Source organism: Pedobacter sp. MC2016-24, from assembly GCF_015223055.1.
Lineage (GTDB): Bacteria > Bacteroidota > Bacteroidia > Sphingobacteriales > Sphingobacteriaceae > Pedobacter.
Window position 1 is genome coordinate 1 of sequence record NZ_JADFBX010000014.1, and the last position, 11,366, is coordinate 11,366.

The window sequence follows — 11,366 nt, forward strand, 5'->3', positions numbered from 1 at the left end:
GACCTAAAACAATTGCAGACTTACCGGGGGCTGATTCCCTAATGCATTGTCCGGTTTAGATTTGGCCGGTGCTTTATGTTTAACAATCCATTCCAGGTAATCAGTTTGTTTGATCGGCTCGTTTAAAAAAGTAGTGGCCAATTGAATCAATGAGATCCGTGAATCGATTCCTTGTCTAAACTTTTGAAGTAAATGTTGGATTTGCTGTTGTACTTTATTTTTTGGTTTAATCCGGATGTGTCTGTTTACAGGATTTAAAACCAGTGCCGTAATTTCTTTTCTGAAGTACGCATCTGCGGATGCTATCCTGCTTTGCAGGATCTCCTGGTCTTTAAACCCATGCTGTTTATGCAATTGTCTAACCTGGCTTTGAAATCTGTCGGATAAGCCAATCAGCTCATTAATAGATTTTTTAAGTTGTGCAAGCAAGGTCTTAAACTCGGGATCATTCCATCTAAGCACATCGGGGTTGGTTGCTATTTTTTCCAATCCAACAGGTAAACTGCTTAGAGAAAAATGGTTCAATACAAGTTGCAGGATAAAAGCTTCCTGTTCAGCCAGTAAGAGGTCATTGAGCGCTTCGGGTTTAGCCGGTTTCATGTAATTGATCACCTCTGTGTTAGACCTTAAACTTTCTGTACCGATTTTTGATTTCAAAATGAGGCCATCCAGTGTCCTTACCCTACTCAAAGCTACATATACCTGACCGGCCACAAACGATTTTCCGGCGTCAATAATAGCGCTGTCAAAAGTTAAACCCTGACTTTTGTGAATGGTTACCGCCCAGGCCAGTTTAATGGGGTATTGTGAAAATTCACCCACCTGTTGTTGTACAATTTCCTGTTCGGGATCGGTTTTGTATTCAAAAGACTGCCATGATGTCTTTTCCAACAGCAAATCGTCTTCATTCGGAAAGGAAATGTAGATTGTGCCATCCTGGATAGACTTTACCCGTCCAATTTTACCGTTGTAAAACTTACGGTTGTCCCCGGTATCATTTTTAATGAACATGATCTGAGCGCCCGCTTTTAGTTTTAATGTTTGCTCGGCCTGTAAGCCCAGATCTCTAAACTCTCCGCTAACTTCTCCTTCAAAAACATATTCCTCTCCGGCCAGCTCGTTTAGCTTTTCATTGTTAATGGCATTGGCTTCTGCATTGTGCGAGGTAATGATGATCGGATTCAATTCATTGGCTGCACTAAAGAGCGGGTCGTACCTTTGATTTAACAAAGCCAGGCTTTGCTCAGTAATCTGGTTATTCCTGATGTCGTTCAGGATGTTGATGAACTCAGGTTCCGTTTGCCGGTATACTGTGGTCAACTCGACCTGCAGCAAAGGGTTTTTACGGATAGCATGTGCATCAAAAAAATAAGGAGATGCATATGCATGGCTTAAAAATGACCAGTCTTCTCTTTTCGTTACCGGCGGCAATTGGTATAGATCTCCAATCAGGAGCAATTGTACACCACCAAAAACAAGATTGTTTCGTCTTACTGTCCGCAGTATGGCGTCGATCACGTCCAGCAGGTCACAGCGTACCATCGATACCTCATCAATGACCAAAAGTTCAAGCTCATGAAACAAGCTTATTTTCTCCCGGCTATAGCTTAAATCTGAAACCATAGACTGGATGGATAGAATGCCTGCCTGGAGGTTTTCCAGACTGATGTCCCCTGGATAAAAGGATCCTGGAGGAAGCTGGAAAAACGAGTTGATCGTAGTGCCCTTGGCATTCATGGCCGCAACACCGGTAGGAGCAATCACAGCCATTTTCTTGCTCGTACTTTCTTTAATTTTTTTGAGCAGCGTAGTTTTACCCGTTCCTGCCTTTCCGGTCAGAAAAATATTTTGATTGGTATAATTGATGAAAGATAAAACCTGGTCAGAAATGTGATTCGAAGTGCCGCTATTGCTCATATTACAAAATTAGCTAATTTTTTGAGCAAAGACGGGGTGTTGAAAAATCATTTACCGGTTATAAGGATGTTCGCTGATCCAGTGGAATTTGCGTTCCATCAATTCGAATTGCTTCCTTTTAAGTATAATCTTCGTTGGGCCATTAAATAGTTCGCCACTTAGCATCAGCTGGTTACTATCCAGAATTTTGTAATTGAGTTTGTAAATGGTGTTGGGATCATCGTTAAATTTTAGCTCCAGGCTTTTCTTGTTTTCATTTACCTGGTATTTGCACCAGTCACTTTCTTTATTGCTATACTTTACGATCGCATTGTCGTTATGGTCAAATGCCAGCAACTGCCATTTGTAAGCGTATCGTGCGCCCGGTGTATCCTGGGTTGTAAAAGACGTGATGTCATAGGCTCCATACAAGCTGAATTTACTGGTTGATTTTCGCTCAAATAAAGCAGTTTTCATAGCCATGATTAAAGGTAACAGAGCATAGGAGATGATGGCCAGATATTTTAGTACTGTTAGCGTGATCCGAATCCATTTTTTTTCAGTGACCGGGAGGGCGGGCGACTTTAACTGCACCATTTGGCCTTTAAAAAACAAATTGAACAGGTTGATAATATTTGGTGACAGCATGATCAGGCACATCAGTACCAGGGCTGTACTTAACATTTTAACAGGAACGTCAAAACAATAATTGATGGCCATGATATTGATGGTTGTCATCAAGCACAGCAATGCGCCCAGGGTTGCAGTTCTTCTAAAGAATAAAAAGACGGCCATGATTTCGGCTGTAAACATAAACCACTTGTAGCCTGCTGAGTAACCCAGAAAGGTCCAGGCCAGGCCCATGGGAGAGGAGTCTCCATAAGTTGAAGTGAGGCGGTAAAGCGAAGGAGCCGGAAACTGACCGTTGTTGAGTTTGGCAATTCCGTAGTTGACTAGTATAAAACCAACGTAAAACCGGAACAATACGATAAGCCATTGAAAAAGCTGTTCATGGCTTTTTGGTTTGCGGTCTAGCGCCGACCAGATGATGGTTCCCAATACGGAAAGTAATGCTATGCAAAAAAGCAAAACATAGCTGTATGTCGTATCGCCGCTACCGTTTGGAACCGGGTCAATGGTCTCCCGAATAGCCAGAAACGTATTGCCAAACCAGGGGATAAACCGGTTAAGCAAAGGAAATGTAAACTGTTGGATATAATATAAAAAAGGAAATGCAAGGTTAAAGAAAAATGCAAACAACAGGCCCAGCAAAAAAATGAATCGGCTAAGGACTAAATAAAGCGTCTTTTTCATTGCTGAGTATCTATAGGTTAGTTTATAAAGAAACGGATAAAGAAGAACAATTCCACATTTCTGATTGTTAAAAGATCAACAGACATTTGTGTTATGGCAAGTTTTAAAGAAATAATCAATTCAGATCGTCCTGTACTGGTCGATTTCTCAGCGGAGTGGTGTGGCCCATGTAAAATGATGGCGCCAATTCTGCAACAGTTAAAGGGGATGATTGGTGATACAGCAACCGTACTTAAAGTAGATGTGGATAAGAATCCCGATGTCTCCAGGGCTTATAACATCCAGGGAGTACCTACATTAATTATTTTCAAAGGTGGAGAAATTAAATGGAGGCAAAGTGGCGTAATCCAGGCCGGACAACTTAAGAACATCATTGATGGCTTTGCCTGACCCATTTACTAAATGAAATGTTTATCTAATAAAAAAGCGGTGTAGGATTTAATTCTACACCGCTTTTTAGCCTCATTATTTCAACAAGTCTAAGACTTGCGCTGTGGCATTCTTCGTATCCACTTTTTTCACAATGTGGGTAATTATCCCATTTTCATCAATTAAAAAGGTAGTTCGGTTAATACCCATATATTTTTTGCCATAGTTGTTCTTTTCGCCCCACACGCCATAAGCGGTAACAATTTCCTTTTCGGTATCGGCTAAAAGTGTAAAGGGAAGATTGTGTTTGGTTGCAAATTTATGGTGCGATTTCTCATCATCTACACTTACACCCAAAACCACAATACCCTGCGCTATTAAACCCTGGTAATTGTCTCTAAAGCTACATGCCTCTGCTGTACAACCTGGGGTATCATCTTTAGGATAAAAATAAAGAACCACTTTTTTTCCATTGAACTGTGCCAAAGATATGGTCTCTCCATGTTGGTCTTTGGCTGTAAATTCAGGGGCCTTCTGGCCTTCTTTTAATTCGCTCATATCAAAGATTATTTATAAAAATCAATTGTAAGTGTTTTGCTGTTGTTTTTCACATCGTCTACTACCAGTCGCAGTGTATGTTTTCCTGTCGCTGTCTGGCTGGTAAAACTGTGCCATAAAGTTGCAGTTTTGGCGTCAAACTCCATCAACACCCATTTTCCGTCAATATAGCCATTAAAGCTTTTCAAACCAGATAGGTTGTCACTTATTTTAAAAGTCATTTTACTGAGCCCGGCCATATTTTTACCTGAGGAGATATTGATCGGGACAATGCTTGGTGCAATGGTATCAATGGCAATAAAGAAAGTTCCAAAGGTCCGTGGTTTCGCTTTGACGTAACCATTTTCGAAATAACCACCCTGTGAAGCTCGGTTTGCATTTACTATAATCGCTTTGTCCTTGTATTTTGACAAGCTGGAATCTGCCTTGATCCAAAGCTCAAAGCCAGTATGCAAAGGGGTAAGCGCATTTTGGATCTGGTGCATGGCTGAGAACGCATTGGATGCAGGTCTCGGTTTTTCTGCATAAGTAAAGTTCAGGTCATTGTATAAATTGCCCGGAGCGATAATCACTTTGACATTGTTGGTGTTGAATTCATTATTCTGGTTGTAAGGAAATAAAGTTCCTGCTGGCAGGTCTTTGGTTGCAATCGTTGCTTTGCCGTCGCCTTTTACCTTAAATTCGAGTGTGCTTTGATTGCCTTTTGCGTCTGTAACGGTATACTTTAGCGCATATAGCTTACCGTCCTCAAATTCCAGCCGGCCATTATTAACCAGGTTAAAATAAATCTGAAGCGGGTTTCCCGGATCAACAAAGCTTTTTTGAATCACCCGTTTGGTATTCATGTAGGCTGGATAATCCATGTGGGAATTCACAGCTTTACTGTTGTCGAAACTAAAACGTTCCAAAGCCGAGGTGTATACTGGTTTCCCATCTACTTCAAGCATGATGGAATATACGCCGTTTGTACCGGAGGCACCATTTCCTCTATCCGTTACAGTGATACCAAAGCCAGCTTCTTCACCCAGATTAATCGTGCTGACCTGATTCAAATGATATTTACCATTTGCGCCGAGTACCTGGAAATATTGCTTAGGCGTAAACTCATTGAAAGGTTTCTTATTTAGTCGGTACACATACATGGCATGGATTACCGGCGGAATGTTATCCGGGATATCCAGGCCGAAAAGCTGCGGGTTAATGGTTGCTTCCGTTTTACTGTCCCTCACTTCAAAGTGAAGGTGCGGCCCGCCAGAACTTCCCCGGTTTCCAGACCAGGCGATTAAATCCCCTTTATGAACAGGGATGATACTTGATGTCAGGTATTCATCCAGCTCAAATGTTTTTTTGGCATATTGTGTCTTTTCAGTATACTGCGCAATTTTAGGATTAAACCGTTGCAAGTGTCCGTAAACCGTGGTATAGCCGTTTGGGTGTACCAGGTAAAGCGCCTGGCCAAAACCTCCGTTTTGTACACGTATTCTCGAAACATAACCATCTGCGACTGCATAAACCGGGTAACCTTCGCGTTGATTGGTGCGGTAGTCCATGCCTGAGTGGAAGTGGTTGCCCCTGATTTCTCCAAAAGAACCTGCCAGGGAAGCTGGGGTAATGTCCATTGGTGGGCGAAAGTCGACCAGCGGATATTTGTTGTTGCTAAATATTTGCTGGGCAGAGGCTGTAAACGATGTTAAAAAAAGGGAAAGGGCTATGTAGTGTAATCTGATCATCCGTATTATTTTATATCAAAACTAAGCAATTGTTGGTCTTCCAGCCAGGCTTCCAGTTTATCACCGGCCTTAACCTGTCCCACACCTTCGGGGGTACCTGTAAAAATCAGATCTCCCTTTTTAAGGGTAATGTATTTGGATACAAATGCGATAATCTGTTCAAAAGAAAACAGCATGTTGCGCGTGTTTCCATCCTGCCTGGTTTCACCATTGATCTGCAGTTTAAAATTACTGCTATACAAATCTTGCAGCTCCGCTTTAGGGATAAAATTACTGACTGCTGCTGAGTGGTCAAATGCTTTGGCCAATTCCCATGGTAAGCCTTTCGACTTGTGTTCTGCCTGAATGTCACGTGCCGTGAAATCTATCCCCAGTCCAACTTCCTCATAATATTTTGGTGCAAACTTTTCTGAAATGTGCTTTCCTTCTTTACAGATTTTCAAGACTACCTCAAGCTCGTAATGGATATCTGAAGAAAAATCAGGGATGTAAAATGCTTTGTTGTCTTTTAGAAGCGCCGTATCTGGTTTTAGAAATATAACCGGTTTTTCGGGTACTGGATTGTTTAATTCTTTAGCGTGCGCAGCGTAGTTACGTCCGATGGCAATAATCTTCATATGGAAATAATATGTTTAATGGATATGAGCTAACAAGGATTAAGCCAAACCTGGGCAGGCTTATAAAACTGAGATTCGCTTCACAATAGTTTCAGAACCAGAAACGATCTTCAGGAAATAGATTCCACTATTTAAACGGTTTGGAATGCTGTAGTTCTTGGTATGTTCTCCAGCCTGAATGCGTTCATTGGATAAGGTAACGATTTCATTTCCCAACAAATCAAGAATTTTAACAGAAAGGTTAGAATCTCTGTCTAAACGTAAAATAATATTGATCTGATCATCAACCGGGTTTGGATAAACCTTTAAAACGGTTAACAATTTTTCAGGCTTGGTATTGCTGCTAGCCGGGGTTTTCACTCCAGACACTGCTCCAGATACCACATCACTGTACTGAACGTAACCAAAGTTATATTTTGGCTTGTAAGTAGGTACACTGGCTTTAATCTGCGGAGTTTTGTTTATTCTTTTTGAACGGATACCTGTTGCCGAGGTGTCGGCTTTTTGAGCGAAAATAGGAGCGCTGCAGAACACTGAGATGCATAGGATGCAAATAATGTTGTATAGAAGCGCTGTTTTTCGTTTTAGTCTCATGCTTGGTACTGCCAAAAATATAAATAATAAAACAAAAAAATCAAACTATTTGTTTACTAATTGAAGATTTAACAATATTTAACATGTTTAACCGTTACATACAGTCCGCAATTTTAAATCGTTCTAATTGTTATTCAAATATTAATGAATTGTATTTTGTTTATTTACTGTACTTTTGCCGTCTAATTTTATCAAAAAGTGTCAAGTCATAAGAATTTTAACGCGCTCTCTGCCGGTGGATTATTAGTCAGTTTAGGAATTGTTTATGGTGATATCGGTACATCTCCGCTTTATACCTTAAAAGCTATTTTTAATTCAGTTGTTAACGGCGGACAAACCGTCACGCCAGATCTGGTACTGGGAGCATTGTCCTGTATCATCTGGACTTTAACGCTTCAAACGACAGTTAAATATGTAGTCATTACCCTCAGGGCTGATAATAAAGGCGAGGGGGGAATTTTCTCCTTGTATTCCCTGGTTCGTAAAAGGGCCAAATGGCTGGTTATTCCTGCAGTGGTTGGGGGCTGTGCCCTGCTGGCTGATGGGATCATTACGCCAAGCATTACGGTTACTTCGGCCATCGAAGGTTTACAACTTAAATTTCCAACCGTAAGTGTCATCCCTATTGTATTGGCCATCATTACAGGCTTGTTTGTCATCCAACAGTTCGGAACAAACCTGGTAGGTAAGCTCTTTGGTCCGATTATGTTTTTGTGGTTTGCCGCCCTTGGTATCATCGGAATCTTGTTTGTTGTACAAGACTGGAGCATATTAAAAGCATTGAATCCTTATTATGCTTATAATTTATTGGTGCATAATCCTATGGCGCTCCTCATCTTGGGTGGCGTGTTTTTATGTACCACAGGAGCCGAAGCATTGTATTCGGATATGGGACATTGCGGAAGGGACAATATCCGCGTAAGCTGGGTGTTTGTAAAGTTGATGCTGATCGTAAATTACCTGGGACAGGGCGTTTGGATTTTACACCATGGCAATTACGATACCGGCTTAAACCCTTTCTTTGAGATCGTACCTGCATCGTACCTGCTCTTTATGGTTGCATTGGCAACAGTAGCAGCAGTAATTGCCAGTCAGGCGATGATCACAGGTTCATTTACCTTAATTTCTGAGGCTGTAAGGTTAAACCTTTGGCCTAAAGTACGAATCAACTACCCAAGTAACCAAAAGGGACAAATCTACGTGCCTTCTATCAACTGGATTCTTTGGGCAGGTTGTATTGCGATAGTACTCATCTTTAAAAATTCAGGTGCGATGGAAGGGGCTTATGGCCTGGCCATCAACTTAACATTTCTTTCTACAACCATATTGATTGCCGCTTACATGCGCCGTAAAAAAGTGCCATTGTATGTAATCAGTGTATTTTTTATCATTTATGTAGCCCTGGAAGCTACCTTCCTGGTAGGTAATATGGCTAAGTTTTTACATGGTGGCTGGGTAACGGTATTGATCGGGTCGGCCTTGTTTACTGTGATGTGGAGCTGGTATGTAGCCAGAAAAATCAAAAACCGTTTTGTAAAATATGTAGAGATTGAGGATTATTATCAAATCATTAGTGAGCTTAGTGAAGATATCTCTGTTCCAAAATATTCTTCTCAGCTGGTGTATTTAACCAGTGCCAATTTTAAAACTGAAATTGAGTCGAAAATTATTTATTCCATCATCCAGAAAGAGCCTAAAAGAGCCGATATCTATTGGTTGGTGCACGTTGATGTGGTAGACGAACCGTATACCCGTGATTATAAAGTTGAATTCTTGATTCCGGGTAAATTGATCCGTATCGATTTTAGATTGGGATTCCGGGTTGAGCAAAGCGTAAACTTATTGTATAGAAAGGTAATCGAAGACCTGGTTAAAAATGGTGAAGTTGACATCACCAGTCAGTATACTTCATTGAATAAGCATAAAATTGCAGGCGACTTTAGATTTGTACTTTTGGAAAAACACCTTTCCAAGTTTTCTAACCTGAGTTTCTACGAAAGATCAATCATGGATTACTACTTCGTATTGAAACACCTGAGTCTTTCTGAGGAAAGCAGTTTTGGACTGGATTCCAGTTATGTGAATGTAGAGAAGGTGCCATTGATCTTTGTAACACCGGACGAGATTGAAATGAATAGGTTGCCGGTATAATAATACCGCAGGTGATTGTTTTTGAAGCAGGGAGGTTAAGCGTGAGGCTGGCCTCCCTTTTTTTATCTCTCCTTTTATCAAATAAAATACTGTTGTTCTAGGAGTAAAGAAAATTAATCTATAAGTTCGGAAATAATTCATATCGATCTGAAGACCTGTTCATGAAAGAAGATTATAAATTACTTACAGATGCGCAGCTTACTGACAAGCTTGATCAGCGGGACCATGACGCATTTGAAGAAATTTATAGACGTTACTGGCCGGTATTATATAATTTTGCCAGAAAAATGCTTCAAGATAATGAGCAGGCAAAAGACATTGTGCAAGACGCTTTTACAAAACTATATGCTCAGATTGGGATTCTGAATTTTCAGGAGGTCAAAATAGCTCCTTATCTGTATACACTGATTCGAAATGCTGTTATTACCTTGGCTAATCGTAATAAACTAAAAATTAACTATATCGCCAGTTTCCGGAAGTACCTAAATGCTGGTGAATTTGTAACTGACAATCAGGTTCTGGAAAATGATATGCAACGACAAATAGATCGGGAAATCGCCAGTTTGCCACCTAAAATGCGCGAGATATTTGAGTTAAGCCGTAAAGCCAATCTTAGTAGGAAGGAAATTGCAGAAAGTACACAATTATCTGAGGAGACTGTAAAAAAGCAAATCTATAATGCACTTAAAATATTACGTAGTAAATTAAAGGCCTACTTTTTTTAAAATAATTAATTTTCTGCTACCCCTTTTGAACAAGCTGTTAGTTATACTATTATTACGAAAGTATTTTTTAATTGCCATGGCATCATGACGGAACAGGAAGTAAAAAAATTGTTAATTAAGTATGAAAGGAATGAATGTACTCCAGCTGAAAAAAAAATGGTAGATGGTTGGTATATTCAAACATTGGATTCGAAAGAATTTCCTGAAGGTAAACTAGATTTAGAGACCATTGGAAAAGAAATGTGGAATCAGATGGATCTTACTGTTTTTCAATATGAGCGCAAAATCATCAAACTGTGGACACGAATTTCGGTTGTTGCGGCAGCGGTGGTCGCAACGGTTATTGTCGGACTTTGGTTGTTTTCCGATAGCCAGGTTGTAAATCGTCATTCTCAAACCGTATGGCAAAACGATATATCTCCAGGGAGAAACAAAGCAACCCTTATGTTGGATAATGGCAAAACCATTAGTCTGAGTGATGCGCAGACCGGGGTAGTGGTTGGAACCAATTTGAAATACAATGACGGAACTGTATTAGATGAATCATTGCGTTTTGCAATCCTTACCGCAGCTACTCCCCGGGGCGGAACTTATCAAATTACGTTACAGGACGGAACCAAAGTTTGGCTAAATGCAGAAAGTACTTTGAAGTTTCCTTCCAGTTTTACAGGGTCCGGGCAACGTCAAGTTATATTAAAAGGGGAAGCTTATTTTGAGGTAACTAAAAATAAAACCAAGCCTTTTATTGTCGTGAGTAAAGGTCAGCAAGTTGAAGTTCTTGGCACACACTTTAACATCAATGCTTACGATGATGAAATTAGCACTAAAACAACACTTTTAGAAGGTTCTGTGCGCGTTTCGCAATTGAGGAAAGGTATTCACGATACAATAACAGGACAAAATATTCGGCAATCTTTTGGTACAGTATTAAAACCAAATGAGCAGTCCATCATTTCAAATGATCAGGTCAGTACAAAATCTGTAGATGTTGATGATGCCATAGATTGGAAAAATGGAGAATTTGTATGTAAAAATGAGCCTTTGAACAGTATCATGAGGAAAATTTCGCGTTGGTATGATGTAGATGTTATTTATGCACACCCGGAGCTTAAAACGCTAACTTTCAGCGGATCACTCTCTCGTTATGATAAGGTTTCCGGGGTTTTAAGTGCCTTGGAACAAGCAGGAACTATAAGGTTCAAATTGGAAGGCAGAAAAATTCAAGTATTATAAATATATAACCCTAAATCTAAGTCCATGTAGCATAACTATCCTAAACTTGTACAGGTAGGCTTAAAAAGCCGGAAAGTGGTGGAACACAATCCGGCAGCAGCTTGAGCAAACCTTTTCTATCGGTTAATACCGAAGGAATAAAATAGACCAACTATTCACGATCAACTCAAACCATGTCA

10 protein-coding genes are annotated in these 11,366 nt (G+C 40.3%); 4 read left to right on the forward strand and 6 right to left on the reverse strand.

Annotated elements, in window-relative coordinates; all coding sequences use genetic code 11:
• Nucleotides 1-3: 3 nt before the first annotated feature.
• Nucleotides 4-1,917, reverse strand: coding sequence for an ATP-dependent RecD-like DNA helicase (locus IM797_RS22640; RefSeq protein ID WP_194129486.1), 1,914 nt, complete (start codon nucleotides 1,915-1,917; stop codon nucleotides 4-6).
• Between the two features lie 51 nt (nucleotides 1,918-1,968).
• A complete protein-coding gene (locus IM797_RS22645) occupies nucleotides 1,969-3,210 on the reverse strand; it encodes a hypothetical protein (RefSeq protein ID WP_194129487.1) in 1,242 nt (413 codons plus the stop codon).
• Nucleotides 3,211-3,303: 93 nt separating this feature from the next.
• On the opposite strand from IM797_RS22645, the gene trxA reads away from it, so the two are divergent.
• Nucleotides 3,304-3,600 (forward strand): thioredoxin, encoded by a 297-nt coding sequence (gene trxA / locus IM797_RS22650; protein WP_194129489.1) that lies wholly within the window; start codon nucleotides 3,304-3,306, stop codon nucleotides 3,598-3,600.
• A gap of 75 nt (nucleotides 3,601-3,675) precedes the next feature.
• On the opposite strand, the gene bcp is transcribed toward trxA, so the two are convergent.
• From bcp to IM797_RS22670, 4 genes are read right to left on the reverse strand one after another with little or no spacing between them, the layout of a single operon-like run.
• Nucleotides 3,676-4,137, reverse strand: coding sequence for a thioredoxin-dependent thiol peroxidase (gene bcp / locus IM797_RS22655; RefSeq protein WP_194129490.1), 462 nt, complete (start codon nucleotides 4,135-4,137; stop codon nucleotides 3,676-3,678).
• Between the two features lie 8 nt (nucleotides 4,138-4,145).
• Complete coding sequence (locus tag IM797_RS22660; RefSeq protein ID WP_194129491.1) at nucleotides 4,146-5,867, reverse strand: M23 family metallopeptidase; 1,722 nt, start codon at nucleotides 5,865-5,867, stop codon at nucleotides 4,146-4,148.
• A 5-nt stretch (nucleotides 5,868-5,872) separates the two neighbouring features.
• Complete coding sequence (locus IM797_RS22665; RefSeq protein WP_194129492.1) at nucleotides 5,873-6,484, reverse strand: fumarylacetoacetate hydrolase family protein; 612 nt, start codon at nucleotides 6,482-6,484, stop codon at nucleotides 5,873-5,875.
• Nucleotides 6,485-6,544: 60 nt separating this feature from the next.
• Nucleotides 6,545-7,078 carry a T9SS type A sorting domain-containing protein gene (locus IM797_RS22670; protein WP_228099056.1) on the reverse strand — a complete coding sequence of 178 codons (534 nt, stop codon included), beginning with the start codon at nucleotides 7,076-7,078 and terminating at the stop codon, nucleotides 6,545-6,547.
• Between the two features lie 198 nt (nucleotides 7,079-7,276).
• Between IM797_RS22670 and IM797_RS22675 the strand changes: the two genes are divergently transcribed.
• From IM797_RS22675 to IM797_RS22685, 3 genes are all read left to right on the forward strand, one after another.
• The gene (locus tag IM797_RS22675) at nucleotides 7,277-9,229 is read left to right on the forward strand and encodes a KUP/HAK/KT family potassium transporter (protein ID WP_194129493.1); all 1,953 of its coding nucleotides are present in this window, start codon (nucleotides 7,277-7,279) and stop codon (nucleotides 9,227-9,229) included.
• A 161-nt stretch (nucleotides 9,230-9,390) separates the two neighbouring features.
• Nucleotides 9,391-9,954, forward strand: a complete 564-nt coding sequence (locus tag IM797_RS22680) for an RNA polymerase sigma factor (RefSeq protein WP_194129494.1) — start codon at nucleotides 9,391-9,393, stop codon at nucleotides 9,952-9,954.
• 84 nt (nucleotides 9,955-10,038) lie between these two features.
• Nucleotides 10,039-11,187, forward strand: a complete 1,149-nt coding sequence (locus IM797_RS22685; RefSeq protein ID WP_194129495.1) for a FecR family protein — start codon at nucleotides 10,039-10,041, stop codon at nucleotides 11,185-11,187.
• The last annotated feature ends 179 nt before the right edge of the window (nucleotides 11,188-11,366 follow it).

What these genes read in the sequence shown, in the direction of transcription:
- IM797_RS22660 (WP_194129491.1), bottom strand. Translation starts at nt 5,867, where the DNA reads ATGATCAGATTACACTACATAGCCCTTTCCCTTTTTTTAACATCGTTT.
- IM797_RS22665 (WP_194129492.1), bottom strand. Translation starts at nt 6,484, where the DNA reads ATGAAGATTATTGCCATCGGACGTAACTACGCTGCGCACGCTAAAGAA.
- IM797_RS22640 (WP_194129486.1), bottom strand. Translation starts at nt 1,917, where the DNA reads ATGAGCAATAGCGGCACTTCGAATCACATTTCTGACCAGGTTTTATCT.
- IM797_RS22645 (WP_194129487.1), bottom strand. Translation starts at nt 3,210, where the DNA reads ATGAAAAAGACGCTTTATTTAGTCCTTAGCCGATTCATTTTTTTGCTG.
- trxA (WP_194129489.1), top strand. Translation starts at nt 3,304, where the DNA reads ATGGCAAGTTTTAAAGAAATAATCAATTCAGATCGTCCTGTACTGGTC.
- IM797_RS22680 (WP_194129494.1), top strand. Translation starts at nt 9,391, where the DNA reads ATGAAAGAAGATTATAAATTACTTACAGATGCGCAGCTTACTGACAAG.
- IM797_RS22685 (WP_194129495.1), top strand. Translation starts at nt 10,039, where the DNA reads ATGACGGAACAGGAAGTAAAAAAATTGTTAATTAAGTATGAAAGGAAT.
- IM797_RS22670 (WP_228099056.1), bottom strand. Translation starts at nt 7,078, where the DNA reads ATGAGACTAAAACGAAAAACAGCGCTTCTATACAACATTATTTGCATC.
- bcp (WP_194129490.1), bottom strand. Translation starts at nt 4,137, where the DNA reads ATGAGCGAATTAAAAGAAGGCCAGAAGGCCCCTGAATTTACAGCCAAA.